Here is a 24,746-nt window from a genome sequence, read left to right as displayed (position 1 = left end):
AGCGTGCCGGAGCGGATCGACCGGGATGCGATCCGGGCGATCAGTGGCGCGTCGGCCGGTCCGGGTGGTCCTGGTCGTCCATGTCCTGCAGCTCGTCGCGGTTGGGCTTGAACGACAGGGCGAGCATGGCGAGCATCACGAGGGCGCCGATGAACGCGACGCCGGTGAAGACGACCACGACCGTCCACGACTGCGCGTCGCCCGGCCGGGTGCTCAGCGCGACGATGAGCCCGACGAACGCGGCGAGCGCCGCCGCGATGCCCAGCAGCTCGGCGGGGCGCATGCGGTCCTTGCGGATGTTGGAAGTCACGGTCAGCTCGCGCTCTCGATGGTCCGGGGGGCGTCCGCCGCGGAGGTCGCGGCGGGCGTGGAGGTGCCCCATTTCATGCTCAGGGCGGCGATGACCAGGAAGACCCCGACGATCGCCGCGTAGGCGCCCAGCAGGCCGACGGCCACGACCGGGGCGGTGAGCTGGCCCTCGCGCTGCTCCACGCCGCCGTACGGGACGACGAGGTCCGGCGGGACGAGCAGGAAGGCGACGGCGAGGACGACGGTGAGCGCGCCGATGGTGATGGCGTCGGTGGCGCCCGGTACGCGACCGCGCGAGCGCAGGCCGGCGACGAGCTCGAGGAAGCCTGTGACGACGGCCCAGACGCTCACGACGTAGAGGAGGACGAGCACGCCGCCGTCGCGCGCGAGCAGCGCGGCGACGCCGGCCACGACCGTGAGCGCGCCCTGGGCGATGGCGTTGGTGCGCAGGCGCGCGGCGGGACCGCGGAGGGCGCGGGCACCGAGGCCCGCGGTGATCAGGCCGGAGAGGATCGCGAAGATGCCGAACGCCACGAGGCCGAGGGCCGGCGAGTGGTCGCTGGAGAAGGTGATGAACGCGGCGAGCGCGAGGGCGGGCAGTGCTCGGAGGAGCAGCACGGGCCAGTACGCCGCCCGGAACGTCAGCTCGTCCTGGGACACGGCACCCTCTCTCTCCATCCGGGCCAGCCTACCCGGTGGCTTCCTGGGCGGATGCTCGGCCGCGGGCCAGCGGCGACGCTCCCGTCGGGCTGGCCTAGGCTCGGTGGGTGACGAGTCCCCTGCCCCGTCTGGCCGCCGTGGCGGTCGGCGCGGTCGTCGGGCTCGCGGTCGTGTGCGCCGTGGGCGTGGCCAGCGGGATCGTCTACGCGAACCGCGCGTTCTGAGCGTCGCCGGCCCGTCTGCCGGTGGCCCGGATCCGCGGAGCGGGTCCGCGGAGCGGGTCCGCACGGACACCGCTCCGGGACGGCGGATCCGCACCACGGGCCGGAACCGCGGCTCGACAGGCACCACGCACCACGCACCACGCAGAAAGCACCACGCAACCGAGAGGCCCCGCCGTGCCCCAGCCCGAGACCGCGCCGCGGCCCGCCTCCGACGGCGGCCGCCCGACCGCCGGCTTCATCCCCGTCGACCGCGCCCTCGTCGCCGCGCCCGAGGGGGCGGCCGCCGCGCTCGCTCGACGCGACCGGCTGGCGCTCGGCATCGACATCGGCGGGACCACGCTCAAGGCCGGCATCGTCGACGTCACCACGGGGATCCGCCTCACCGAGCGCATGACGGTCGGCAAGCCCGTGGGGGGCGAGCCGGAGGACATCGCGGACGTGATCGCCGAGATCGTGCTCGAGCTCACGCCCGACGAGGACCTGCCCGTGGGGGTCGGCGTGCCCGGCATCGTGCGGGACGGGATCGTCCGCTCCTCGGCCCACATCTCCGACCGCTGGCTCGGCATGGACGCGCGCACCGCGATCCGCGAGCGCAGCGGCATCGACGTCCTCACGGTGAACGACGCGGACGCGGCCGGCGTCGCCGAGCTCGAGTACGGCGTTCTGCAGGGGCGCGGCGGGCTCGTGATCCTCACGACGCTCGGCACCGGGATCGGCACCGCGCTTCTGCACGACGGGAAGCTGATCCCGAACAGCGAGCTCGGCCACGTGCACATCGACGGCGGCGACTACGAGATGCAGGCCGCGTTCTCCGCCGTTCGCCGCGAGGGCATCACGTTCGAGGCGTGGGCGGCGCGGCTCGAGCGGTACTACCGCCACATCGAGTCGATCATGTCGCCCGACCTCATCGTGGTGGGCGGGGCGGCCGCGCACGAGTTCGCGCGCTTCGAGGGGTTCCTGCATCTCGACACCGAGGTCATCGCCGCGAGCCGCGGCAACGACGCGGGTCTCGTGGGGGCCGCGCTGCTCGCGCACCGGGCGGGCGTCGCGCCGAGCTGATCCCCGCCCGGCGGCGGCCGCCCGGCAGTCGCCTCGCGCGAGGAGCCGAGCCGTCCCGCCACCCGGCGGCCGCCCGGGAGCCGCGCCGCCCGGCAGACTGGCCCCATGAGCACCGCCGCTCCCCGCCCGCTGCGCGTCGTCATGGCGCCCGACTCGCTCACCGGATCCGCCACCGCCGTCGAGGCCGCCGAGGCGCTCCGCCGCGGCTGGCTCCGCGCGCGGCCGGGCGACGACGTGGCCCTCGCGCCCATGGCCGACGGCGGACAGGGCACGCTCGACGTGCTCGCGGCCGCCGTGCCCGGCGCCCGCCGCGTGCCGGTGCGGGTCACGGGTCCCGACGACCGTCCCGTCGACGCGCACTGGCTGCGGCTGCCCGACGGCACGGGGGTGGTGGAGGTCGCGTCGACGAGCGGCATCACGCTGCTGGATCCGCGCCGCCCGCTGACCGCCCACACCCGCGGCTTCGGCCAGGCGATCCGCGCGGCCCTCGACGCGGGCGTCCCCCGCCTCCTCCTCGCGCTCGGCGGCAGCTCGTCGACCGACGGCGGGGTGGGCGCGCTCCGGGAGCTGGGAGCCCGGTTCCCGCGGGCCGACGGCTCGGCGGCGGGCGACGGCGGCGGAGCCCTCGCCGGGATCGCCGCGGCGGACCTCGCGGGGCTCCGGGCGCTCCCGTCCGGCGGGGCGCGGATCCTCGGCGACGTGCGCGCGCCGCTGACGGGGCCATCGGGCGCCGCCGCGGTCTACGGCCCGCAGAAGGGCGCGACCCCGGACAACGTGCGCCTCCTCGACGCCGGGCTCGCCCACCTCGCCCTGCTGCTCGGCGTGGATCCCGCGACGCCGGGATCCGGAGCGGCCGGGGGCACCGCGGCCGGCCTCCTGGCCTGGGGTGCGGACGCGGCGTCGGGATCCGCGGGCGTGGCCGACGCGATCGGGCTGGCCCCGCGCATCGCCGGAGCCGACGTGGTGGTCACGGGCGAGGGCCGCTTCGACGCGCAGTCCCGCACCGGCAAGGTGCCGTCCCGGGTGCTCGACCTCGCGGTCGCGCACGGCACGGCCGCGGTCCTCGTCGCCGGAGCGGTCGCCGCCCCGACCGACGGGTTCCGCGCCGTCCGGTCGCTCACCGACCTGGCCGGATCCGGCGCCGACGCCCGGGCGCATGTCGTCCGCTGGCTCGAGCGCGCCGCGGAGGACCTGGCGCGGGACGCGGAGGCCCTGCTCCCACGACCCGACCGCTGAGCACGTGGCGACGGGGCGGCAGCCTCCGCCTCAGCCCGCGCGCACCGCCTCAGCCCGCGCGCACCGCCCGACCCGCGACGAGCGCCCGGTACTCCCCCGCCACATCCGCCGCGGCGACATCCCAGGTGCGCCCGGCCGCGTGTGCGCGCGCCGAGGCCGAGAGCCGGGCGAGGCCCGCCCGGTCCGCCAGGAGGCCCTCGATGGCGCGGGCCCAGTCGGCCGGATCCCGCGTCTCCACGAACACGCCGCTCACGCCCTCGCGCACGGAGTCGACGAGCCCCTCGGTGCGCGATGCGACCACGGGCGTGCCGCAGGCGGCCGCCTCGAGCGCGACCAGCCCGAAGGTCTCGGCGGCCGACGGCATCAGCGCGAGATGCGCGCCCGCGAGCGTCCGGGCGGTCGCGGCGCGGTCGAGCGGCCCCGCGAACACCACGTCGCCGTCGAGCCCCAGCGAGCGCACGAGGGCGTGCAGGCTCGCCGCGTACGCGTCCCGTCCGGGCGAGACGCCGCCGGCGAGCACGAGGAGCGGACGCGTCGCCGGGTCCGTCAGCGCGAGCGCCCGCAGCGCCACGTCCTGCCCCTTGAGCGGCTGGATCCGCCCGAGCAGCACGATGCGCGCCCGCCCGTCGTCGTCGCGCCCCGACGGCTCGCGCAGGAACGCCTCCTCCACACCCGGCGCGACGACGTGCACGGCAGCGGGATCCGCGCCGTACGCCTCCACGAGCAGCCGCTTCTCCGACTCCGCCGACGCGACCACCAGGTCCGATGCGCGCACCAGCCGCGCCTCCGCCGCGAGTCGCGAGGCCGGCTCGGGGGTGTCGCCGGCCACCAGGCGCCGGTTCTTGCCGGCGGAGACCGAGTGCAGCGTGAGCGCGTGCGGGACGCCCCACGCCCGCGCGACCGGCAGCGCCGCGACGGCCGACAGCCAGTAGTGGGAGTGCACGACGTCGGCGCGCGGCAGCGCGGCCAGCTCGTCCGCGAAGGCCGCCGTGATCCCGGGCAGGTCCTCCTTCGCGAGCGGGCCCGCGGGTCCGGCCACGAGCGACAGCAGCTCGACGCCCGGCGCGACGGGGACGGGCGCGGAGGGTCCGGGGCCGGTCGCGCGCGTGATCAGCCGCACCTCGTGCCCCTGCCGCCCGAGGCTGCGCGCGAGCTCGAGGAGGTAGACGTTGAGCCCGCCCGCGTCGCCGGTGCTGGGGGTCTGGATCGGCGACGTGTGCAGCGAGACGAACGCGATCCTCATGCGCTCGATCCTACGAGCGGCGACCGGCGCCATCCCGCGCGCGGGCGCGCCGCCGGTGCGAGCGCGACGGGCGCTGCGCCGGCCGCCGACCCCGGACAGCAGCCGGACAGCAGCCCCGGACGGGGGCGTCTGCCCGCCCCCGCGATCGGGGAGAATGGAGCGATGCGGTCACCCGGCCGCACCACGTCCCATCCGTCCCGCCGAGGGCGGAGCCCGTCTGGAGGCCCGCATGGCGCGCACCGCAGGTCCCGCGACCATGCAGATCGGCGAGCTCGCCGAGCGCACCGGCCTGTCGCACCGCACGCTCCGCCACTACGACGAGACCGGGCTGCTGCGTCCGTCCGGCCGCTCCGACGGCGGCTTCCGCCTCTACACGGCCGACGACCTCGAGCGCCTCCTCCTCATCCGCCGGATGAAGCCGCTCGGCTTCTCGCTCGAGGAGATGATGCGCCTGCTCGAGGTCACCGATGCCCTCGACGCCGCCGGCCCCGACGACGACACCGCGACCCTCCGCGCCGACCTCGCGGCCTTCATCGCCGACGCCGAGGAGCGCCGACGCCGCCTCGCCGAGCACCTCGCGATGGCCGACGAGTTCCTCGACCGCCTCCGCGCGCGCTGATCACCGGGGCCCTGGCGCTCGGGGCGACGACCCTCACGCGACGGCCTCGTACCATGGGGAGGTGTCGACCATCACCCCTCCCCGCGCGCCCGCCTCGGCCTCCGCCTCCCCCGTGCTGCGCGAGGCGTCCCGCCGTCGCACCTTCGCCGTCATCTCCCACCCCGACGCGGGCAAGTCCACGCTCACCGAGGCGCTGCTGCTGCACGCGCACGCCATCGGATCCGCGGGCGCCGTGCACGGCAAGCAGGGCCGGAGGTCCACGGTCTCCGACTGGATGGACATGGAGAAGGAGCGCGGGATCTCGGTGAGCTCCGCGGCGATCCAGTTCACCCACCGCGACACCGTCATGAACGTCGTCGACACCCCCGGCCACGCCGACTTCTCCGAGGACACCTACCGCGTGCTCTCCGCTGTGGACGCCGCGATCATGCTCGTCGACGCCTCCCGCGGCCTCGAGACGCAGACCATGAAGCTCTTCGAGGTGTGCCGCCAGCGCCGTATCCCGATCATCACGGTCATCAACAAGTGGGACCGCCCGGGCCGCGAGCCGCTCGACCTCATGGACGAGATCAAGGAGCGCACCGGCCTCCTCCCCACCCCCCTCACCTGGCCGGTCGGCGAGTCCGGCGCGTTCTTCGGCGTCGTCGACCGTTCCACCGGCGAGTGCGTGCACTTCACCCGCACGGCCGGCGGCGCGAGCATCGCCCCCGAGACGCGCATGTCGCCGGAGGAGGCGCTGGCCGCGGCCGGATCCGCCTGGACCGACGCCGTCGAGGAGAGCGAGCTCCTGCACGAGGAGGGCCAGGACCACGACGAGGAGTCGTTCCTCGCCCGCCGCACCACGCCCGTGCTCTTCGCGGCCGCGGTGCTCAACTTCGGGGTGACCCACATCCTCGACGCGCTCGACGCCATCGCGCCCGCCGCCCAGCCGCGGCCCGACGAGAAGGACCGCACCCGTCCCGTCGAGGAGGACTTCTCCGGCTTCGTGTTCAAGGTGCAGTCGGGCATGAACACCGCGCACCGCGACCGCCTCGCCTTCATGCGGATCTGCTCGGGCGTCTTCCACCGCGGCATGACGGTGACGCACGCCCAGACCGGCCGCCCGTTCGTCACCAAGTACGCGCAGCAGCTGTTCGGCCGCGAGCGTTCCACGGTCGACGACGCGTACCCGGGCGATGTGGTCGGCCTCGTGAACGCCTCGAACATCCGCGTGGGCGACACGCTCTTCGACGGCGCCCCCGTCACGTTCCCGCGCCTGCCGCAGTTCGCCCCCGAGCTCTTCCGCGTGGTCCGCTCGAAGGACACCAGCACGCACAAGCAGTTCCGCAAGGGCATCGAGCAGCTCGACCACGAGGGCGTCATCCAGGTGATGCGCTCCGACCTCCGCGGCGACCAGGCCCCCGTCCTCGGCGCGGTCGGCCCCATGCAGTTCGAGGTCGTCGTCGAGCGCATGACGAACGAGTTCCGCGCGCCCCTGCGCATGGAGCCGCTCGAGTACCAGGTGGCCCGGATCACCGACGCCGCCTCCGCGCCGGCCCTCGCGAAGACGATCGGCGTCGAGGTGCTCGTGCGCTCCGACGGCACGCACATCGCCCTGATCACGACGCCGTGGCGCCTCAAGGCGATCGAGCGCGACAGCCCCGAGCTCACCCTCGTCGACGCCGCGACGGCGCTGCCGGACGCGTGACGCCGAGTCCGGCATGACCGGTTCCGATGCGGCTGGCGCCGCTCCCCTGCCCGTCGCCGGACGTGTGACCCCCTCGGCCGGTCACACCCCGATCCGGCCATCCGGCGGGGATGCGCACGTGACCGGCCCGACCGGTCACGCCCCCGCGCCGGCCGCCATCGTCGTGCGCGGCCCGGCGATCGACGCCGAGACCCGCTGCATCCACTACGGCTCGGAGCTCGACGTCGTCGCCCTCCGTGCCCCCTGCTGCGACGCCTGGTACTCGTGCCACCTCTGCCACGCGGCGGTCGCGGACCACCCGCTCGCGGTGATCCCCCGGGCCGAGCAGCATCTACCGGCGGCCCTCTGCGGCGTCTGCCGCGCGACCATGACCGTGCCCGAGTACCTCGCGGCGGACTCCTGCCCGACCTGCCGGGCCGCCTTCAACCCCGGCTGCGCCGCCCACGCGCACCTCTACTTCGCGCCCTGAGCCGCGGTCGCGACGCCGCGAGGCATGGCGGCGTCGATGCGGTCTCGGCGCAGCTGAGGGCCTCGGCGCGGGTGGCGGAGCCGCCCGCTACCCGCCCGCGGGCATGTCCGCGAAGCGCGAGAAGTGCCCGTGGAAGCCGACCGTGATGGTGCCCGTCGGCCCGTTGCGGTGCTTGGCCACGATGAAGTCGGCCTCGCCCGCGCGCGGGTTGTCCTTCTCGTAGGCGCTCTCGCGGTGCAGCAGGATGACCATGTCGGCGTCCTGCTCGAGCGAACCCGACTCGCGGAGGTCGGAGATGGCCGGCATCTTGTCGGCACGCTGCTCGGGACCGCGATTCAGCTGCGACAGCGCGATGACCGGCACCTGCAGCTCCTTCGCCATGAGCTTCAACGCGCGCGAGAACTCCGAGACCTCCTGCTGTCGCGATTCGACCTTCTTGCCGCTCGTCATGAGCTGCAGGTAGTCGATGACGACGAGCTTGAGCCCGACCTTCTGCTTGAGCCGCCGGCACTTGGCGCGGATCTCGACGAGCGTCATGTTGGGGCTGTCGTCGATGTAGAGCGGGGCGTCGTTGATGCGGCCGCGGGTCTGCGCGATGGTGGTCCAGTCGCGCGCGTCCACGGTGCCCTTGCGCATGCTCTGGAGCGGCACGGACGCCTCGGCGGACAGCAGGCGCATCGCGATCTCGCTGCGCCCCATCTCGAGGCTGAAGAAGATGGAGGGCATGTCGTACTTGATGCTCGCGGCGCGCGCGAAGTCGAGCGCGAGCGTGGACTTGCCGAGCGCGGGGCGCGCGGCGACGATGATGAGCTGGCCCGGGTGCAGGCCGTTGGTGAGCGCGTCCAGGTCGGCGAAGCCCGTGGGCACGCCGGTCATCTGGCCGTCCTTGCCCTTCGCGGCCTCGATCTCGTCGATGGCGACCGTGACCGCGTCCGTGAGCGGGACGTAGTCCTCCGCCTCGACGCCGCCCGTGACGCCGTAGATCTCCGCTTGCGCGTTGTTCACGAGGTCGACGACCTCGCCCTCGCTGGCGTAGCCCATCTGCACGATGCGGGTGCCCGCCTCGACCAGGCGCCGCAGCACCGCCTTCTCCGCGACGATGGACGCGTAGAAGCCCGCGTTGGCCGCCGTGGGCACGACGCTCGTGAGCGTGTGCAGGTAGTCGGCACCGCCGGCGCGGCTCAGCTCGCCGAGCTTCGTGAGCTCGTCGGTGACGGCGATGACGTCCGTCGGCTCGCCGTGGGAGTACAGCGACAGGATGGCGTCGAAGATGATCTCGTGCTTGGGGATGTAGAAGTCGATCGCCCGCACCTGCTCGACCGCGTCGGCCACGGCGTCCTTGCTGAGGAGCATGCCGCCGATGGCGCTCTGCTCGGCGAGGAGGTCGTGCGGCGGCGTGCGCTCGTGGCCGGCGCGCTTGTCGCGCTCGTCCCGTTCGCCGGCGAGACCCAGATGGGCGATGGACACGTGCGGCTCCCCTCGGTCGGCTGGGCGGATGCGCCCGCACGACCGTTCTAGCTCGGACCACCGACACGGCTCGAGAGGGTGTCGGCCGGGCTCCTGACGGGCCCGTGGCGGCCCGTTCGACGGGCGCTGCCCCACGATATGGATCGACGCACCGCGGCACCAAATGCGCCTGTGGATGGGGGTGTGGACAAAGTGGGCGAAACGCCGGGCATCGTGTGGACTACCTGGGGACAAGCCTGTGCACTTCGGACGAATATCCGGGCCGAATCTGCTTCTGACCAGGCTCTGCGAGTTCCACACCCGATGTGGGAAAAGTAGTCTGCACCAGGGCTTGAGAGTTCTTCTGCTACGGCTTGGCCTGTGGATGGGGCTGGGGATCGAGGGCCCTCTGACCGGCCGGTTAACCGCCGATGGCGGTGGGCATCATGCCCACCGCCATCGAACTCGTGCTGCGTTACTTCGCGGCGACGACCTGCAGGCTGATCGTGGCGACGATGTCGTCACGGAGCCGGATCGTGGCCTCGTGGTTCCCCGTGGCCTTGATGGCGTTGGGGATCTCGATCTTGCGCTTGTCGACCTGGCCGATGCCGGACTCCTCGACCGCCTTGGCGATGTCGGACGTCTTGACGGAGCCGAAGAGGCGCCCGCCCTGGCCGGCCTTGACGGTCAGCTTGACGACCTTGGCCTCGAGGCGGCTCTTGAGGTCCTGCGCCTCCTCGATGGTCGCGTGCTCGCGAGCGGCACGCGCGGCCTTGATCTGCTCGATCTGCTTCTCGCCGCCACGGCTCCAGATGACCGCGAAGCCCTGGGGGACGAGGTAGTTGCGGGAGAACCCGTTCTTGACCTCGACGACGTCGCCGGGGGAACCGAGGCCGGAGACCTCGGTCGTGAGGATCACTTTCGACATTCCATTACCCCTTAACGGCCGGAGCCGGCGTAGGGGAGAAGTGCCATCTCACGCGCGTTCTTGACTGCGCGCGCGATGAGGCGCTGCTCCTGCACCGAGACACCGGTGATGCGACGAGCGCGGATCTTTCCCCGCTCGGAGATGAACTTGCGGAGGGTGGCGACATCCTTGTAGTCGATGACGCCGACGCGGATGGACTTCGCCGGGGCGGCGTTCTTGCCGCCCTTGGCTCCGCGGAGAGGCTTGCGGCGGTCGCCGCTGCTCTTTCCAGCCATGATTCTTCCTGTCTTTCGTACGTAGTGCGACGAGCCCTAGAAGGGCGTCTCGTCGTTGAAGTTGCCGGGGTTGGACCAGCCGCCGTCGCCGCCGGAGTTGCCTCCGCCGGAGCTCGCGGGGGTGCCCCACGGCTCCTCGGCCACCTGCTGCTGGGGCTGCCCGCCGCCGAACTGGCCGCGACCGCCACCGCCGGAGTTGCCTCCGCCGTTGCCGCCGCCGCCCGATGCGCGGGTGACCTGCGCCGTGGCGTACCGGAGCGAGGGGCCGATCTCGTCGACCTCGAGCTCGATGGAGGTGCGCTTCTCGCCCTCCTTCGTCTCGTACGACCGCTGCTTGAGGCGGCCGGTCGCGACGACACGCGAGCCCTTGGTGAGCGAGGACGCCACGTGCTCGGCGAACTCGCGCCACACGCTCGCACGGAGGAAGAGGGCGTCGCCGTCCTTCCAGTCGTTGCTCGCGCGGTCGAAGGACCTCGGCGTGGAGGCGATGGTGAAGTTGGCTACCGCCAGCCCGTTCTGCGTGTACCGCAGCTCCGGATCACTGGTGAGGTTGCCCACGACCGTGATGATGGTTTCGCCGGCCATCGACTACTCCCCGGTCTTCTCGCTGGAAGCGGCCTGCGCCGCCGGCTTGCCGGGCGTCGCCGGAGCGGCGTCCGTGGCGGGCGCCTGGGGCGCGGCGTCTGCGGCCTTGGACGTGGCGGCGGCCTTGCGGGCGGCCTTCTCGTCGGCGAGCTTCGCAGCGGTGGCGACCATGGCCATGGCCTCCTCGGCACGCAGCACCTTGGTGCGCATGACGGCCTCGGACAGACCCAGCTGGCGGTCGAGCTCCTGCGTGGCCTCGCTCGTGGCGGTGAGCTGGACGACGGCGTAGATGCCCTCGTTCTTCTTGTTGATCTCGTACGCCAGTCGACGACGGCCCCAGACGTCGACGTTGTCGACGGTGCCACCGCTGGTGCGGATGACGTTGAGGAACTTGTCGAGACTGGGAGCGACGGTGCGCTCATCGATCTCGGGATCCAGGATCACCATGAGTTCGTACTGATGCGTCACTAACCCACCTCCTTCGGACTTGAACGGTCGCAGACGATCTGCGACAGGAGGGTATGTGCATCTGTCCGCGCGGAGGAGGGGAATCCCGCCGCCGGGCGGACAACCTCGCAAGACTACCGGATGGGGAGGAGGCGCACCAGCCGGATCCGCGTCGGCATGCGGGAGCGGCGGATCAGCCCTGCTGGGCCGCCCACCACGCGACGAGGCGGCGCGTGGCCTCGTCCTCGTCGAGCGGGCCCTCGTCGAGCCGCAGCTCCAGGAGGAAGCGGTACGCGCGGCCGACGACCGGGCCGGGCGGCACGTCGAGGATCCGCATGATGGCCTCGCCGTCGAGGTCCGGCCGCACGGCCGCCATCTCCTCCTGCTCGGCGAGCTCGGCGATGCGGGTCTCGAGGTCGTCGTACGCGAATCCGAGGCGGTCGGCCTTGCGGCGGTTCTGCGTGGTGACGTCGGCGCGGGTCAGGATGTGCAGGCGCTCGAGGTCGGGGCCGGCGTCGCGGACGTACCGGCGGACGGCGGAGTCGGTCCAGCCGCCCTCCGTGTAGCCGAAGAAGCGGAGGTGCAGCTCGACGAGGCGGGAGACCGACGCGATGGTGTCGTTGTCGAAGCGGAGCGCGCGCAGGCGGCGCTTCGCCATCTTCGCGCCGACCACGTCGTGGTGGTGGAAGGTGACGACCCCGCCCGGCTCCAGCCGCCGCGTCGACGGCTTGCCGATGTCGTGGAGGAGCGCCGCCAGACGGAGCACCAGGTCCGGCGCCTCGCCCGGGTGGCGGCTGCGCTCGTGGTCGATGGCCTGGTCGAGCACCTGGAGGGAGTGCTGGTAGACGTCCTTGTGACGGTGGTGCTCGTCGGCCTCGAGCTTCATCGCCGGCAGCTCCGGCAGCACGTGCTCCGCGAGGCCGCCCTCCACGAGGAGGTCGAGGCCGGCGCGCGGCTCGGGCGTGCGCAGCAGTTTGCTGAGCTCGTCGCTCACGCGCTCGACGGAGATGTCGAGGATCCGCGGGGCCATGTCGCGGATGGCGGCGAGCGCCGCGTCATCGAGCCGGAAGCCGAGCTGGGAGGCGAAGCGGACGGCGCGCATCATGCGGAGCGGGTCGTCGCCGAAGGAGACCTCGGGGGCCACGGGCGTGCGGAGCACCTGCGCGAGGAGGTCGTCGATGCCGCCGGACGGATCCACCAGCACGACCTGCGGCAGGCGCACGGCGAGCGCGTTCACCGTGAAGTCGCGGCGCACGAGGTCCTCCTCGAGCGAGGAGCCGAACTCGACCTCGGGCTTGCGGGACACGCCGTCGTACTGGTCGGTGCGGTAGGTCGTGATCTCGACCTGCTCCCCCTTCACGCGCGCGCCGATCGTGCCGAACGCGCGGCCGATGTCCCAGTGGGCGTCGGCGACGGGCTTCACGATCTCGAGGATGCGGTCGGGGCGGGCATCCGTGGTGAGGTCGAGGTCGGTGGCGGCACGGCCGAGGAACGCGTCGCGCACCGGTCCGCCGACGAGGGCGAGCTCGTGGCCCGCCTCGTGGAAGGCGCGCGCGAGCACGGCGACCGGGGGCGATGCGGCCAGCTCGCGGAGACGCTCGAGGGCCTGTGCGACGCTGTGCATGGTCGGACAGTCTACGGCGGCGGCGCGACGGGCTTCCGAGACCACGGCGAGCGCTCACGGGCGCCCGGGGCCAGCGCTTTAGAATCGCCAGATGCACGCCGCGCCTCGACACGACGCCGGCCCCACCCGCACGGACAGAGCCCTCCGGCTGATCCGGCGATCCGCCAGACGCACGATCTCCACCCTCGTGTGCGTCACGGTCGCCGCCGGGACCCTCGCCGCCGGGACGGTCGCCGGTCCGGCGACCCCGGCGCACGCCGCGACCGAGGGCGTCACCTTGTCGGTGACCCCGGCCGCTGCGGGCATCCTGCGCCCGGGCGAGGACCTGCAGGTCACGGTAACGGTCGTCAACGCGACAGACGTGGCGGTGCCGGCCGGGCAGATCGACCTCGACCTCAACCGCACCGTGCTCGACACGCGCACGAAGATCGACGGCTGGCTCGACGTATCGGGCACCGAGGCGAACGCGCGCACGGGTCCGCGCATCGGCCGGACCGGATCGCCGGAGGTCGCCGCGGGCGGCACCGTCGACGTGCCCGTCACCGTGCCGGCCGCCACCGTGGGCCTGCAGGGCACCCGCGGCGGGTTCGGCCCCCGGGGCCTCACGGCGGTGCTCGCGTCCGGTGGGACCACCGTCAGCACCGGCCGCGGAGCCGTCGTCTGGAGCCCCGGAACGGATCCCGCGGCCACGCCGGTCGCCGCGGTGATGCCGCTGACCGTGCCGCCCAGCGCATCCGACCTGATCGACGCCGAGGCGCTGGCCACCTACACGGGCACGACCGGCACGCTCACCCGCCAGCTGGATGCCGTCGTGGGCCGCCCGGTCGCGGTGGGCATCGATCCGCGCATCCTCGCCTCCATCCGCATACTCGGCACCGACGCGCCCGCGTCCGCCCTCGGGTGGCTGGAGCGCCTGAAGACCATCCCCAACGAGACCTTCGCCCTCGCGTGGGCCGACGCCGACGTCGCCGTGCAGGCGCAGGCCGGGGCCGCCACCCTCCTCGCCCCGACGGACGCCACCTACGCGCTGCGCCCGGGCCGCTTCGCCGCTCCCGGAGCGAGCCCGTCGCCCTCGCCCACCCGGACGCCCGAGGAGTCCCCGGCGCCCACCGCGAGCCCCGCCGCCGCCGGGGCCGGTCGTGGATCCGCGACCGCGGGTCTCGCGACGCCCTCCCCCGGGGAGAGCGGCAGCCCCCAGCCCACCCCCACGCCGGGCGCTCCCGCCGCGTCCCCCGTGCCGAGCCTCGCGGACCTCACGGCGTGGGACTACACCATGTCCGGCTTCGCCTGGCCGCTCGCCGGCACCGCCGTCACGTCCGACCTCGGGGTCTTCGCCGCGAGCGGCACGACGACCACGATCCTCTCGAGCGACGACGTCCGATCCGCGAGCTCGGCCCGCGTGGGCGCCGTCGGGAACGCGGGCGACACCACGGTGCTCGTCACGGACGCGGACGTCTCGGCCCTCGTCGACCAGGCGCTCTCCGCCGAGACCGACCAGGGCTTCGGCATCGCGCTCGCCCGGCTCTCGGCCACCCTCGCCGCCGATGCCCGCGAGGCCGACGGCCACGTCGTCGTCGCGGCCCTGGAGCGCGGCTGGGCCGCATCGAACGGGCGCCTCGGCCAGCTGCTCGACGCCATCGGCGCGCTGCCCTACAGCGACACGGCACCCCTCAGCGCGGCTCTCGGCAGCCCGGCCGTCGAGGTCCAGGTCGTCGACCACCCGGAGGACGCGGCCCGCGTCCGTCGCGTCGCCGACTCCCTGTCCCTGGAGGCGCAGGTCGCCGCGTTCGCCAAGGCCGTCGAGCGGCCGGAGCTGATCACCGGCCAGCAGCGCCTGCTCCTCCTCGCCACCCTCTCGACGCGCTGGCGCGAGACCGCGGATGGCGCCGCGACCACCCAGGACGGTTACGTGGCCCAGGCCGACGAGCTGCTGTCCTCGGTCGCCATCACCACGCGGCAGAACACCGTCATCAGCGACACGACGAGCCTGCTCATCAACGTCAGCAACGCCCTCGACCAGCCCGTCACCGTGCGCCTCTCCATCACCGCGGGCAGCGGCCGGATCCGCGTGGACGACTCCGCGGTCGTCACGGTCCCCGCGCACGGCAGCGCCTCCGCCCGGCCGCCCATCACCTCCATCTCCAACGGCGACGTCGTGGTCACCGCCCGCCTCACCACCGAGGACGGCAGCGTGCAGGTCGGCGACAGCGCACCCGTGGAGCTCTTCATCCGCGCCGGGTTCGAGGCCGTGGTGACGACGCTCTTCGTCGCCGCCGTGGCCCTCCTGTTCGGCTTCGGCCTCTATCGCAGCATCCGCAAGCGCCGCCGCGCCCGAGCCCGGCAGCTCGCCGGCCTGCCCGAGGAGACCGATGACTGACCGGACCGCGTCGACCGCCGCCGGGGCCACCCCGTGACCGCGCCCACCTCCCGGGGCGGCGGCATCGGCCGCGCGTCGGCCCTGCTCGCGTCGGGCACGTTCGTCTCCCGCATCCTCGGCTTCATCAAGGCGATCGTGCTGCTGCAGACCATCGGCGCGACCCTCGGCAGCTCCAACGCCTTCTCCAACGCGAACCAGCTGCCGAACAACATCTACGTGATCATCGCCGGCGGCGTCCTCAACGCCGTCCTCGTGCCGCAGGTCGTGCGCGCCGCCAAGCACGCGGACGGCGGCGCCGGCTACATCAACAAGCTGGTGACCATCGCGATCGTCGTGCTCGGCGGCGTCACGGTCCTCGCCACCGTGGGCGCCCCGGTCGTCTCCGGCATCTACGCGGCCACGCTGCCGCCCGACGTGTTCGCCCTCGTGGTCGCGTTCGCCTACTGGTGCCTCCCGCAGATCTTCTTCTACGGCCTCTACGCGGTGCTCGGGGAGGTCCTCAACGCCCGCGGGTCCTTCGGGCCCTTCACCTGGGCGCCGGTCCTCAACAACGTCGTCGCCATCGCCGGGCTGCTCCTCTTCCAGGCGATGTTCGGATCCGGCAGCCGCCCGGTGGACGACTGGAGCCTCGACAAGATCCTCGTGCTGGCCGGATCCGCGACCCTGGGCGTCGTCGCGCAGGCGCTCATCCTCTTCGTCTTCTGGCGCCGCGTGGGCCTCCGCTTCCGCTTCGACTTCGCCTGGCGCGGCGTGGGCCTCGGCACCGCCGGACGGCTCGCGGGCTGGACCTTCGGCATGCTCGTCGTGACGCAGCTCGCCGGCGTCGCGCAGTCGAACGTGGCCAACATCGCGGCCACCTCGGACAGCCCCTCGAGCACGATCCTGCTCAACGCGTGGCTGTTCTTCATGCTCCCGCACTCGATCTTCGCGGTCTCCATCGCCACCGCCTACTTCACGCGTATGAGCACCCACGCGGGCGAGGGGGACCACGACAGCATGCGTCTCGACCTCTCCTCCGCGATCCGCACCGTCGCGCTGATGACCGTCCTGTCGACCGCGCTCATCGCGGTCCTCGCCGGTCCGGTCGCACGCGTGATGGTCTCGGGCGACATCGGCGAGGTCCGCGGCTACGGGATGGTGCTCATCGCCTTCATCCTCGGGCTCCCGGCGTTCAGCACCCTCTTCGTGCTGCAGCGCGCCTTCTACGCCCTGTCGGACACGCGGACGCCGTTCGTGATCCAGAGCGTCCAGGTCGTCGTGTTCATCGCCGGCGCCCTCGTCATCGCGCAGCAGCCGGTGGAGCTGATCGGCGTGGGCCTCGCGGTGCTGCAGACCGTCACCGTCACCGGGCAGGCGGTGCTCGCGGCCGTGCTCCTCCGGCGCCGCATCGGGCGCATCGACGGGCGGCGGATCCTCCGCAGCACCGTCCGCTTCGTCGTCGCGGCCGTTCCGACCGCGCTCGTCGGTCTCGGCCTCCTCGTGCTCGTCTCCGGCGGCGCGTTCGCCGGCGTGGGCGTCGCGTCGAAGGGCCAGGCGCTCCTCGTGGGCATCCCGCTCGCCGCGGTCATGACGGCCGTCTACCTCGCGGCCCTGGCCGCCATGCGCTCGTCGGAGCTGCAGCAGCTCGCGGGGCCCGTGATGCGCCGCATCCGTCGCCGCTGACCCGTCGTCCGCCCCGCCCGCCGCATGCGCCACGGCTCCCCCACGGCCGGCCTGTCCGCCCGGGGGAGGCGGAGGAATAGCCGCTACCGTGGGTCTGTTGCAGAGGTGAGCGGGCGCCGGGACGGTGCCCCGCCGAGCAGTGGAGGAGAGGCCGTCGTGCGTCAGATCATCATCATCGGTTCGGGACCGGCCGGGTACACGGCCGCCATCTACGCCGCGCGCGCCAACCTCACCCCCCTCCTCATCGCGAGCTCGGTCGAGGCCGGCGGCGAGCTGATGAACACGACCGAGGTCGAGAACTACCCGGGCTTCCCCGAGGGCATCCAGGGCCCCGACCTCATGATGGCGATGCAGGCGCAGGCCGAGCGCTTCGGCACGGAGGTCGTCCTCGACGACGTCACCTCCGTGGAGCTGGAGGGGGACGTCAAGCGCGTCACGCTCGGCAACGGCGACGTGCACGAGGGCCTCGCGATCATCGCCGCCACCGGATCCGCGTACCGCAAGCTCGGCCTCCCCGCCGAGGACCGCCTGAGCGGCCACGGCGTCTCCTGGTGCGCCACCTGCGACGGCTTCTTCTTCCGCCAGAAGACCATCGCGGTCGTCGGCGGCGGAGACAGCGCCATGGAGGAGGCCACCTTCCTCACGCGCTTCGCGGAGAAGGTCTACGTCATCCACCGCAAGGACTCGCTCCGCGCCTCGAAGATCATGCAGGAGCGGGCGTTCGAGAACCCGAAGATCGAGTTCGTCTGGAACGCGCAGGTGGTCGACATCACGGGCGACGAGAAGGTCGACGGCGTGGTCCTCGAGGACACGATCACCGGCGAGCAGCGCCCTCTGGCGCTCGACGGCCTCTTCATCGCGATCGGCAACGACCCACGCACGCACCTCTTCCACCAGCAGCTCGAGCTCACCACCGAGGGCACCATCGCCGTCGACGGCCGCTCCTCCCGCACGAACCTGCCGGGCGTCTTCGCCGCCGGCGACGTCATCGACCCCACCTACCGCCAGGCCATCACGGCCGCCGCCTCCGGCACCATCGCCGCGCTCGACGCGGAGCACTTCCTCGCGTCCCTGCCCGACGCGCTGCTCGACGCGGCGTCCGACGGCCCGGACGGAGCCGCCGGCCACGGCGCCCCCGCAGCCGGCAGCGCGGTGGATCCCGACGGCGAGCTCGTCGGCGCCGAGCACGCGTAGTCCCGGGGCCGTAGGCCCCGTCCCCGCCTCGGGATCCGGGAGACGCCCGGATCCGCACGAACCGCACGAAGGAGCACACATGTCCCACGCACGCGACGTCACCGACGCCAGCTTCCAGGCCGACGTCCTCGATGCCGAGAAGACCGTCATCGTCGACTTCTGGGCCCCCTGGTGCGGCCCGTGCAAGGCCGTCTCCCCGATCCTCGACCAGATCGCCGCCGAGAACCCCGGCATCGAGCTCGTGAAGATCGACGTGGACGACAACCCCGAGGTCGCCATGAAGTACAAGATCACGTCGATCCCCGCCATGAAGGTCTTCCAGGCCGGCGAGGTCGTCAAGACGGTCATCGGCGCCAAGCCGAAGCCCGCCCTCGAGCAGGAGTTCGCCGACTTCCTCAAGTGATCCCGCGTCGCGTTCCCGCAGGATCGCGACTCCCCGCTCGGAGGGCCCGGCACCGGACAGGTGCCGGGCCCTCCGTCGTCCCGGCGTCGTGGACCGTGCCCGGCCAGGCCGAGCCTCCCCTCCGCGACCGCCCGTTAGGCTGATCGGCAATCGGACAGTGAGAGACGTGACGTGACTTCTGCAGGCAGCCCCCGCGATCCCGCGGGCACCAACCTCGACCCCTGGTTCCCCCACTACGCGGAGAGGACCTCGGGACTCAGCGCCTCCGAGGTGCGCGCCCTCTTCGCCGTGGCCTCCCGACCTGAGGTCGTCTCGCTCGCCGGTGGCATGCCGTTCGTCTCCGCCCTCCCGCAGGAGCTCATCGTCACGGCGATGGAGAAGGTCATGCGCGAGCGGGGCCCGGTCGCCCTCCAGTACGGCGGTGGCCAGGGCACGCCGGAGCTCCGCGAGGACATCCTCGAGATCATGGCGCTCGAGGGCATCCGCGGCAGCGTCGACGACATCGTCACCACCACGGGCTCGCAGCAGGCGCTCGACCTCGTCACCAAGCTCTTCATCGACCCGGGGGACGTGATCCTCGCCGAGGCCCCCAGCTACGTCGGCGCGATCGGCGTCTTCCGCAGCTACCAGGCGGTCGTCGAGCACGTGGTCATGGACGACGACGGGCTCGTCCCCGAGGCGCTCCGCGAGGCGATCACGCGGATCCGCGGCGAGGGCCGCACCATCAAGTTCCTCTACACGGTCCCCAACTTCCACAACCCCGCCGGCGTCACGATGTCGGCCGCACGCCGCCCGGAGATCCTCGAGATCTGCCGGTCGAACGACATCCTCGTGCTGGAGGACAACCCCTACGGCCTCCTCTGGTTCGACCGTCCGGCTCCCGACGCCCTGCGCAGCCTCGACGACGAGGGCGTCATCTACCTCGGCTCGTTCTCCAAGACGCTCGCCCCCGGGTTCCGCGTCGGCTGGGCGCTCGCGCCGCACGCCATCCGAGAGAAGCTGATCCTCGCGCAGGAGTCCGCCGTCCTCTCCCCCAGCTCCTTCAGCCAGCTCATCATCTCGGAGTACCTGCACGCGTCCGACTGGAAGGGCCAGATCGACACCTTCCGCGACGTGTACCGCGAGCGGCGCGACGCGACGCTGTCCGCGCTGCAGGAGCACCTCCCGAGCCTCAGCTGGACCGTCCCGAACGGCGGCTTCTACGTCTGGCTGAAGCTCCCGGAGCAGCTCGACTCGAAGCAGATGCTGCCCCGCGCCGTCACCGCGCTCGTCGCGTACACGCCCGGCACGGCCTTCTACGCCGACGGCCGCGGTCGCGACGCCATCCGGTTGTCGTTCTGCTACCCCACGCCGGAGCGGATCCGCGAGGGCATCCGGCGCATGGCGGGCGTGATCGACGATGAGCTCGACCTGCTCACGACCTTCTCGGGCACGGGCGCGCTGTCCTCGCGCACAACGACGAGCGTCTCAGCGCCGCCGCCGGACCTGGACTGACCCGCTCCCCTGCACCTCCTCGGACTCCGAACACGACTGGATCGAGCATCATGACCGCACACGAGCCCCTCTCCGTCGTCGTCCTGGCCGGCGGGATCTCCCACGAGCGAGACGTCTCCCTCCGCAGCGGCCGTCGCGTGGCGGATGCGCTGCGGAGCGCGGGCGTGCAGGCCACGCTGCGCGATCCGGACGCGACCCTGCTCGACTTCCTCCGCGACACTCCTCCCGCGGTCGTCTGGCCGGTCCTGCACGGTGCCAGCGGCGAGGACGGCGCCCTTCTCGGGCTCCTGGAGCTGGCCGGCGTGCCGTACGTCGGATCCTCCGCTCGGGCGGCGCGCCTCGCGTGGGACAAGCCGACCGCGAAGGCCATGGCGGAGGCCGCCGGGATCCGCACCCCGCGTTCGGTCACGCTCCCGAAGGACACCTTCCGCGAGCTGGGCGCCGCCGCGGTCCTGCGCCTGGTGGGCGAGTCGATGCCGGCACCGTACGCGGTGAAGCCGGCGCGGGGCGGATCCGCCCAGGGCGTCACGATCGTGCGCGACGCGGATGCCCTCCCCCGCGCAATGGTCGACGCGTACACGTACGGCGACGTCGCCGTGATCGAGCAGTTCGTGGACGGCACGGAGATCGCCATCGGCGTCCTCGACACCGGCGCCGGACCGGAGGCGCTCCCCGCCACCGAGATCGTGCCCACGTCCGGCGTGTACGGCTACGAGGCGCGGTACAACGCGGGCCTCACCCGCTTCTACACCCCGGCCCGGCTGGGCGACGCCGCGAGCGACGCGGTGGCCGACGCAGCGGTGCGCATCCACCGCGCCCTGGGCATCGGCCAGATGTCCCGGGTGGATCTCATCGTGGACGCGGCGGGCACTCCGTGGTTCCTCGAGGTCAACGTCATCCCCGGCCTCACGGAGACGTCGCTGCTGCCCCAGGGTCTCGCGGCTGCGGGCATCGAGGTCGGATCCCTCTACCGTCGACTCGCCGAGGTCGTCGCCGGCCGCTGACGCATCACAGGGGGCGAGAGCCCACGCTGGCTGCGTCGGCCCTCCTCTGGTCGCCCTCGGAGCGCACGCGCCTCACGCGGCCGGAGCCCGACTCACGCCTCCGTGGACTCGGCAGGGACACCCATCTCGTCCGCGATGCGGGCGAGATCACCGACGGTCGCGAAGTCGATGACGATCTGCCCCTTCTGGGCCGACATCGTGACCCGGACGCTCGTGTTGAGGTGATCGCCGATTCGCTGAGCCGTGTCGTCGAGGTGCGCCGTGCGCGCGGACGCCGTCGACCTGCGCGGCTTCGTCGTCTTCTGCCCACGCTGCGCCGCCGCCTCGGCGGCCCGTACGGAGAGGTCCTCGTTGACGATCTTGTCGGCCAGCAGTCGCATCGCGTCGTCATCGCCCGACGAGAGGATCGCACGGGCATGCCCGGCGGAGAGCACGCCCGCGGCGACGCGGTGCTGCACGTCTTCGGGCAGACGGAGCAGGCGGATGGTGTTGGTGATCTGCGGCCGCGATCGTCCCAGCCGCGTCGCGAGCTCGTCCTGGGTGATGGCGAAGTCCGCCAGCAGCTGCTGGTAGGCGCTGGCCTCTTCGAGGGGATTGAGCTCCGACCGGTGCAGGTTCTCGAGGAGCGCGTCGCGCAGCATCGACTCGTCGGCCGTGTCCTTGATGACCGCCGGGATCGTGTCGAGCCCGAGCTCCTTGGTGGCACGGAGACGCCGCTCCCCCATCACGAGCTCATAGCGCGCACGTCCTGTGCCGTCCACTCCGAGGGGACGGACCACGATCGGCTGCAAGACGCCGTACTCACGGATGGAGACCACCAGCTCCTGCAACTCGTCCGGACGGAAGTCCGTCCGCGGCTGCTGGGCATTCGGCGTGATGTCCGCGGGATCCAGATTCGCGAGTCGCGCGCCGGGGACGGCGACGAGCTCCGGCTCGCGGGATGCGTCTGCGTCGCGGCTGCCCTTGGCGACCCCGGACGGAGCCCCCGCTGCAGCCGAGTCGGGGAAGAACACATCGACCGGGCGGCTGCGCTCGTCGGACGTGGGGATGAGGGCGCCGATGCCGCGCCCTAGGCCGGTTCTCTTGGTTGCCATTATCTCGAAGCTCCTCGATGTGCGATCTCGGCTGCGGCCTCCAGGTAGGAGAGCGCGCCGGGCGAATTGGGGTCGTAGCTGATGACGCTCTGTCCATAGCTCGGGGCCTCGCTGATGCGCACCGAGCGCGGGATCAGCGTGGCCAGCGTCTGCTCGGGGAAGTGCTCACGGACCTCGGCGGCCACTTGCTGAGCCAGGTTCGTCCTGCCGTCGTACATCGTGAGCAGGATCGTGGACAGCGCGAGCTCCGGGTTGAGGTGCTGCGAGATGAGCTGGATGTTGGACAGCAGTTGGCTCAGCCCCTCCAACGCGTAGTACTCGCACTGGATGGGGATGAGCACCTCACGCGCCGCAGCGAACGCGTTGATGGTGAGCAGCCCCAGGGATGGTGGGCAGTCGATCAAGACGTAGTCGTAGCCCCTCCCCTCCGCCGATCCCAGGAAGGCATCCAAGGCGATCCGCAGGCGCCGCTCGCGATGGGGCAGAGCGACCAGTTCGATCTCGGCGCCCGCCAGGTGGATCGTCGCCGGGACACACGCGAGCATGTCGAACTCGGGGCTGCTCTGGATGGCATCGACGATGGGGGCCTCGTCCACGAGCACGTCATACACGCTCGTGATGTCCCCCTGCCGGTCGACTCCCAGCGCGGTGGATGCGTTGCCCTGCGGGTCGAGGTCGATGACCAGCGTGCGGGCTCCGGACTTGGCAAGAGCCGCGGCGAGGTTGACCGTCGAGGTCGTCTTGCCGACACCGCCCTTCTGATTCGCGATCGTGAACACCCGGGTCGACTGCGGCCGCGGGAGCACCTGGCCGGCGAGTGCCTTCCGCCGCCGATTGGTCTCCGAGAGCTCCCGCATGATGGGACTCAGGTCGTCGTCCATGGGGATCCTTCGCATCGGTGGTGGATGAGCGGTGACATGTGCGTCAGAGCGTGGTGCGTTTCACGTGAAACATCTGCCGCGCAACGGTGAATCTCGCGCTGGTCAGCATAAAAGACCGGGAAAGTCACTCCACGCGGGCGCGGATGACGCGGGTCGTCTCCGTCACCACACCTTCGCCCAGTGTGATGACCTCCACGTCCTCGAGATGGTACTTCCGGATCGCCTTGCTCGCCGCCTCCACTTCCCGCTCGGCATTGGTGCCCTTCATCAAGACCAATTCGCCGCCGGTTCGGACCATCGGCACAGTCAGCGGAATCAGCTTGGCGAAGGCGCTCACCGCCCGAGCGGTCACCTGATCGAGGACGTACTTCGTCGCCACCTCTTCCGCGCGGGCACGGTGCACGCGCACGTTGGTCAGTCCGAGGAGACCGACCTGTTCTTCGAGCCACGCCACACGGCGCTCCATGGGCTCGATCAGGACGAAGTCGACGTCGGGACGAGCGATGGCCAACACCAGACCAGGAAGCCCAGCGCCAGTGCCGACGTCCCCGACGAGCCCCGGTCGCAGCAGGGGTGCCACCAGTACCGAATTGAGGATGTGGCGACTCCACAAGCGAGCCGGTTCCAGCGGACCGATGAGCCCGAGCTCCTCGCCCCGTTTCCCCAGGTCGTCGGCGAAGAGACGGGCGGTACCTATCTGGTCGCCGAAGAGCTGAGCCGCGGCGGCGGGCTCCGCCTCTATGGTCAGTGCGTCATTCATCCTGACCTCGATTCTCGTCCTTCATGTGATTCACGGCATCGACGCTCCGATTGTTGCTGGAAACACGAACTCAGCGGCACTCGTCGTCGTGCGTCGAGTTTAGCTGATGGGTCTGGCGCATCAGCGCGGAGCACGTGTATCGGTGTTTCACGTGAAACGTCGGCCCACTGTGGGTGACTACAGCCGCCGAGTTCGGCGACAAGCAACACACGTGGCGACCACGCTGGGCAGTCGCGGTGCTGGTGGATGCCTCAGGCTGAGCCTGCGAAGGATGCCCACCGTTGGCGGTGGATTGGTGCACTACCTACGGGTCAGGGTCACACCGACTCGTAGAGTGCGACGGAGCTGGTCACGATGCGGTCCTCTACGGAACGTTTCACGTGAAACACGCGATTCCGCGGCTCGCGCTGCGGGGTACCTGCTGCCACACATTCGCGACCTTTTGGTGACACGTGCGTGTCAGCACGCAGACCCGGAGCGCGCAAGAGGGGCAGGATCCCGTGGATCCTGCCCCTCTCCGGCAGCGGCGATGACGATCACGCCTTGGTGATCACCGTGTGGCGATCGCGGCCTTCACCTTCGGACTCGGAGGTGTACCCACGCTCCGCCACGATGTCGTGGACCAGCTTGCGCTCGTAGGAGGACATGGGAGGAAGCGCAGCCGAAGAGGATCCCGCCGAGATGCGCTCGATGGCACGATCCACGAGCCGACCCAGCTCCGCCTGTCGCGCATCCCGCGATCCCCCGACATCCAGGATCAGGCGCGAGAACGCGCCGGTCTTGTTCTGCACGGCAAGCCGTGTGAGCTCCTGCAGGGCCGTCACGGTCTCCGGATCGGACAGCAGACGCAGGTCCTGCGAGTCCGCGGCGTCGACGGAGACGTACGCGCGACCGCCGCGCTGGTCGATGTCGATGTCGCCGTCGAGGTCGCAGATGTCGAGGAGCTCCTCGATGTAGTCCGCGGCGATGTCCCCCTCGTCGCCAGCGCTCGCCGGCATGCCGTCCGCGTCCGCACGAGGCTCATCGGCCGTCTCGGACGCCGGGGTCACGGCCACGAGGTCCGCGG

At 72.1% G+C, this 24,746-nt stretch carries 23 protein-coding genes and 1 pseudogene; 11 read left to right on the top strand and 13 right to left on the bottom strand.

Annotation, left to right across the window (positions count from 1 at the left end; all coding sequences use genetic code 11):
- Nucleotides 1-40: 40 nt before the first annotated feature.
- Together AWH51_RS04645 and AWH51_RS04640 are read right to left on the bottom strand one after the other, a co-directional pair.
- The gene (locus AWH51_RS04645; RefSeq protein WP_063070941.1) at nucleotides 41-310 is read right to left on the bottom strand and encodes a hypothetical protein; all 270 of its coding nucleotides are present in this window, start codon (nucleotides 308-310) and stop codon (nucleotides 41-43) included.
- A gap of 2 nt (nucleotides 311-312) precedes the next feature.
- A complete protein-coding gene (locus tag AWH51_RS04640) occupies nucleotides 313-987 on the bottom strand; it encodes a DUF308 domain-containing protein (RefSeq protein WP_254654474.1) in 675 nt (224 codons plus the stop codon).
- A 380-nt stretch (nucleotides 988-1,367) separates the two neighbouring features.
- Here AWH51_RS04640 and ppgK point away from each other — a divergent pair, with 380 nt between their 5' ends.
- The gene (gene ppgK, locus AWH51_RS04635) at nucleotides 1,368-2,252 is read left to right on the top strand and encodes a polyphosphate--glucose phosphotransferase (protein ID WP_081234859.1); all 885 of its coding nucleotides are present in this window, start codon (nucleotides 1,368-1,370) and stop codon (nucleotides 2,250-2,252) included.
- Between the two features lie 105 nt (nucleotides 2,253-2,357).
- Nucleotides 2,358-3,488: a glycerate kinase gene (locus AWH51_RS04630; protein WP_063070939.1), complete on the top strand. Its 1,131-nt coding sequence runs from the start codon at nucleotides 2,358-2,360 to the stop codon at nucleotides 3,486-3,488.
- A gap of 49 nt (nucleotides 3,489-3,537) precedes the next feature.
- On the opposite strand, the gene AWH51_RS04625 is transcribed toward AWH51_RS04630, so the two are convergent.
- Complete coding sequence (locus AWH51_RS04625; RefSeq protein ID WP_063070938.1) at nucleotides 3,538-4,731, bottom strand: glycosyltransferase; 1,194 nt, start codon at nucleotides 4,729-4,731, stop codon at nucleotides 3,538-3,540.
- Between the two features lie 229 nt (nucleotides 4,732-4,960).
- Here AWH51_RS04625 and AWH51_RS04620 point away from each other — a divergent pair, with 229 nt between their 5' ends.
- The 3 genes from AWH51_RS04620 to AWH51_RS04610 all read left to right on the top strand — a co-directional run bounded on the left by AWH51_RS04620 (nucleotide 4,961) and on the right by AWH51_RS04610 (nucleotide 7,506).
- Entirely contained in the window at nucleotides 4,961-5,350 is a 390-nt protein-coding gene (locus AWH51_RS04620) for a MerR family transcriptional regulator (RefSeq protein ID WP_063070937.1), read from the top strand.
- Between the two features lie 61 nt (nucleotides 5,351-5,411).
- A complete protein-coding gene (locus tag AWH51_RS04615) occupies nucleotides 5,412-7,037 on the top strand; it encodes a peptide chain release factor 3 (protein WP_063070936.1) in 1,626 nt (541 codons plus the stop codon).
- Between the two features lie 118 nt (nucleotides 7,038-7,155).
- Entirely contained in the window at nucleotides 7,156-7,506 is a 351-nt protein-coding gene (locus tag AWH51_RS04610) for a CHY zinc finger protein (RefSeq protein ID WP_254654473.1), read from the top strand.
- 87 nt (nucleotides 7,507-7,593) lie between these two features.
- On the opposite strand, the gene dnaB is transcribed toward AWH51_RS04610, so the two are convergent.
- The 6 genes and pseudogenes from dnaB to AWH51_RS04580 all read right to left on the bottom strand — a co-directional run bounded on the left by dnaB (nucleotide 7,594) and on the right by AWH51_RS04580 (nucleotide 12,811).
- A complete protein-coding gene (gene dnaB / locus AWH51_RS04605; RefSeq protein WP_012039646.1) occupies nucleotides 7,594-8,973 on the bottom strand; it encodes a replicative DNA helicase in 1,380 nt (459 codons plus the stop codon).
- Between the two features lie 454 nt (nucleotides 8,974-9,427).
- Complete coding sequence (gene rplI / locus AWH51_RS04600) at nucleotides 9,428-9,880, bottom strand: 50S ribosomal protein L9 (protein ID WP_063070935.1); 453 nt, start codon at nucleotides 9,878-9,880, stop codon at nucleotides 9,428-9,430.
- Between the two features lie 11 nt (nucleotides 9,881-9,891).
- Nucleotides 9,892-10,155, bottom strand: a complete 264-nt coding sequence (rpsR, locus tag AWH51_RS04595) for a 30S ribosomal protein S18 (protein ID WP_012039648.1) — start codon at nucleotides 10,153-10,155, stop codon at nucleotides 9,892-9,894.
- A gap of 36 nt (nucleotides 10,156-10,191) precedes the next feature.
- Nucleotides 10,192-10,740: a single-stranded DNA-binding protein gene (locus AWH51_RS04590; protein WP_063070934.1), complete on the bottom strand. Its 549-nt coding sequence runs from the start codon at nucleotides 10,738-10,740 to the stop codon at nucleotides 10,192-10,194.
- A gap of 102 nt (nucleotides 10,741-10,842) precedes the next feature.
- Nucleotides 10,843-11,187: pseudogene (gene rpsF / locus AWH51_RS04585) on the bottom strand (30S ribosomal protein S6); the annotation flags it as partial.
- Between the two features lie 193 nt (nucleotides 11,188-11,380).
- Nucleotides 11,381-12,811 (bottom strand): CCA tRNA nucleotidyltransferase, encoded by a 1,431-nt coding sequence (locus AWH51_RS04580; protein ID WP_063070932.1) that lies wholly within the window; start codon nucleotides 12,809-12,811, stop codon nucleotides 11,381-11,383.
- 91 nt (nucleotides 12,812-12,902) lie between these two features.
- Between AWH51_RS04580 and AWH51_RS04575 the strand changes: the two genes are divergently transcribed.
- From AWH51_RS04575 to AWH51_RS04550, 6 genes are all read left to right on the top strand, one after another.
- On the top strand, nucleotides 12,903-15,188 hold the full coding sequence (locus AWH51_RS04575; protein ID WP_063070931.1) for a DUF6049 family protein: 2,286 nt from the start codon (nucleotides 12,903-12,905) through the stop codon (nucleotides 15,186-15,188).
- Nucleotides 15,189-15,221: 33 nt separating this feature from the next.
- The gene (gene murJ, locus AWH51_RS04570) at nucleotides 15,222-16,850 is read left to right on the top strand and encodes a murein biosynthesis integral membrane protein MurJ (RefSeq protein ID WP_063070930.1); all 1,629 of its coding nucleotides are present in this window, start codon (nucleotides 15,222-15,224) and stop codon (nucleotides 16,848-16,850) included.
- Between the two features lie 156 nt (nucleotides 16,851-17,006).
- Nucleotides 17,007-18,044 carry a thioredoxin-disulfide reductase gene (trxB, locus tag AWH51_RS04565; protein WP_063070929.1) on the top strand — a complete coding sequence of 346 codons (1,038 nt, stop codon included), beginning with the start codon at nucleotides 17,007-17,009 and terminating at the stop codon, nucleotides 18,042-18,044.
- Nucleotides 18,045-18,123: 79 nt separating this feature from the next.
- Nucleotides 18,124-18,447: a thioredoxin gene (gene trxA, locus AWH51_RS04560; RefSeq protein ID WP_063070928.1), complete on the top strand. Its 324-nt coding sequence runs from the start codon at nucleotides 18,124-18,126 to the stop codon at nucleotides 18,445-18,447.
- Between the two features lie 171 nt (nucleotides 18,448-18,618).
- Nucleotides 18,619-19,941: a PLP-dependent aminotransferase family protein gene (locus AWH51_RS04555; RefSeq protein ID WP_063070927.1), complete on the top strand. Its 1,323-nt coding sequence runs from the start codon at nucleotides 18,619-18,621 to the stop codon at nucleotides 19,939-19,941.
- Between the two features lie 50 nt (nucleotides 19,942-19,991).
- Nucleotides 19,992-20,945 carry a D-alanine--D-alanine ligase family protein gene (locus tag AWH51_RS04550; protein ID WP_063070926.1) on the top strand — a complete coding sequence of 318 codons (954 nt, stop codon included), beginning with the start codon at nucleotides 19,992-19,994 and terminating at the stop codon, nucleotides 20,943-20,945.
- 92 nt (nucleotides 20,946-21,037) lie between these two features.
- Here AWH51_RS04550 and AWH51_RS04545 read toward each other — a convergent pair whose 3' ends face one another.
- The 4 genes from AWH51_RS04545 to AWH51_RS04530 all read right to left on the bottom strand — a co-directional run bounded on the left by AWH51_RS04545 (nucleotide 21,038) and on the right by AWH51_RS04530 (nucleotide 24,678).
- Nucleotides 21,038-22,039 carry a ParB/RepB/Spo0J family partition protein gene (locus tag AWH51_RS04545; RefSeq protein WP_063070925.1) on the bottom strand — a complete coding sequence of 334 codons (1,002 nt, stop codon included), beginning with the start codon at nucleotides 22,037-22,039 and terminating at the stop codon, nucleotides 21,038-21,040.
- Nucleotides 22,039-22,920 (bottom strand): ParA family protein, encoded by an 882-nt coding sequence (locus tag AWH51_RS04540; RefSeq protein ID WP_063070924.1) that lies wholly within the window; start codon nucleotides 22,918-22,920, stop codon nucleotides 22,039-22,041. Before AWH51_RS04540 ends, AWH51_RS04545 begins: the two co-directional genes overlap by 1 nt.
- 124 nt (nucleotides 22,921-23,044) lie before the next feature.
- A complete protein-coding gene (gene rsmG / locus AWH51_RS04535) occupies nucleotides 23,045-23,680 on the bottom strand; it encodes a 16S rRNA (guanine(527)-N(7))-methyltransferase RsmG (protein WP_063070923.1) in 636 nt (211 codons plus the stop codon).
- A gap of 536 nt (nucleotides 23,681-24,216) precedes the next feature.
- Nucleotides 24,217-24,678 (bottom strand): protein jag, encoded by a 462-nt coding sequence (locus AWH51_RS04530; RefSeq protein WP_254654482.1) that lies wholly within the window; start codon nucleotides 24,676-24,678, stop codon nucleotides 24,217-24,219.
- Between the last annotated feature and the right edge of the window lie 68 nt (nucleotides 24,679-24,746).

The organism is Clavibacter tessellarius, assembly GCF_001618005.1.
GTDB classification, from domain to species: Bacteria; Actinomycetota; Actinomycetes; order Actinomycetales; family Microbacteriaceae; genus Clavibacter; species Clavibacter tessellarius_A.
This window is presented reverse-complemented; position numbering and strand designations above follow the sequence as displayed.

What these genes read in the sequence shown, in the direction of transcription:
- AWH51_RS04580 (WP_063070932.1), bottom strand. Translation starts at nt 12,811, where the DNA reads ATGCACAGCGTCGCACAGGCCCTCGAGCGTCTCCGCGAGCTGGCCGCA.
- AWH51_RS04625 (WP_063070938.1), bottom strand. Translation starts at nt 4,731, where the DNA reads ATGAGGATCGCGTTCGTCTCGCTGCACACGTCGCCGATCCAGACCCCC.
- AWH51_RS04630 (WP_063070939.1), top strand. Translation starts at nt 2,358, where the DNA reads ATGAGCACCGCCGCTCCCCGCCCGCTGCGCGTCGTCATGGCGCCCGAC.
- AWH51_RS04540 (WP_063070924.1), bottom strand. Translation starts at nt 22,920, where the DNA reads ATGGACGACGACCTGAGTCCCATCATGCGGGAGCTCTCGGAGACCAAT.
- AWH51_RS04590 (WP_063070934.1), bottom strand. Translation starts at nt 10,740, where the DNA reads ATGGCCGGCGAAACCATCATCACGGTCGTGGGCAACCTCACCAGTGAT.
- rpsR (WP_012039648.1), bottom strand. Translation starts at nt 10,155, where the DNA reads ATGGCTGGAAAGAGCAGCGGCGACCGCCGCAAGCCTCTCCGCGGAGCC.
- AWH51_RS04640 (WP_254654474.1), bottom strand. Translation starts at nt 987, where the DNA reads ATGGAGAGAGAGGGTGCCGTGTCCCAGGACGAGCTGACGTTCCGGGCG.
- rsmG (WP_063070923.1), bottom strand. Translation starts at nt 23,680, where the DNA reads ATGAATGACGCACTGACCATAGAGGCGGAGCCCGCCGCCGCGGCTCAG.
- AWH51_RS04530 (WP_254654482.1), bottom strand. Translation starts at nt 24,678, where the DNA reads ATGCCGGCGAGCGCTGGCGACGAGGGGGACATCGCCGCGGACTACATC.
- rplI (WP_063070935.1), bottom strand. Translation starts at nt 9,880, where the DNA reads ATGTCGAAAGTGATCCTCACGACCGAGGTCTCCGGCCTCGGTTCCCCC.
- AWH51_RS04550 (WP_063070926.1), top strand. Translation starts at nt 19,992, where the DNA reads ATGACCGCACACGAGCCCCTCTCCGTCGTCGTCCTGGCCGGCGGGATC.
- AWH51_RS04620 (WP_063070937.1), top strand. Translation starts at nt 4,961, where the DNA reads ATGGCGCGCACCGCAGGTCCCGCGACCATGCAGATCGGCGAGCTCGCC.
- trxA (WP_063070928.1), top strand. Translation starts at nt 18,124, where the DNA reads ATGTCCCACGCACGCGACGTCACCGACGCCAGCTTCCAGGCCGACGTC.
- AWH51_RS04545 (WP_063070925.1), bottom strand. Translation starts at nt 22,039, where the DNA reads ATGGCAACCAAGAGAACCGGCCTAGGGCGCGGCATCGGCGCCCTCATC.
- AWH51_RS04575 (WP_063070931.1), top strand. Translation starts at nt 12,903, where the DNA reads ATGCACGCCGCGCCTCGACACGACGCCGGCCCCACCCGCACGGACAGA.